The sequence below is a fragment of the Adlercreutzia sp. DFI.6.23 genome (genome assembly GCF_024462535.1).
Lineage (GTDB): Bacteria > Actinomycetota > Coriobacteriia > Coriobacteriales > Eggerthellaceae > Adlercreutzia > Adlercreutzia rubneri.
Genome location: NZ_JANGBP010000734.1, coordinates 1 through 291 on the forward strand (window position 1 = coordinate 1; position 291 = coordinate 291).

Sequence of the window (291 nt, forward strand, 5' to 3'; positions counted from 1 at the left end):
CTGGTCGCAGCGGGCCTCGGTGGGCTCGACGAGCCGCTGCAGGAAGTAGGCCGTCGCCGCAGGTCCGGTGCCTCCGAGCACGCCTACCAAGCGCCCGCTCATGATGCTGCTTTCGCGCGGGCCGTCAAGCCGTCTGACAGCGAAGGCTCGGAGGAGGCGGAGGCGACGCGCTCGCTGTCCCCGCAGGGGACGGTTCCCTTCTTGCCGCGACCGCTGAAAGGCTCGGCACCTTCCAAATCCTCCACTGCTTTCTCCCGGGCCCGCTTATCTGCCATGGCGGCCCGGCAGGTC

1 protein-coding gene is annotated in these 291 nt (G+C 69.8%); it reads right to left on the reverse strand.

Features of this window, described 5'->3' with window-relative positions; translation table 11 throughout:
* Positions 1-98: 98 nt before the first annotated feature.
* Positions 99-291: hypothetical protein (locus NE591_RS15265; protein WP_256157102.1), on the reverse strand; the 193-nt coding region annotated here is incomplete at its 5' end.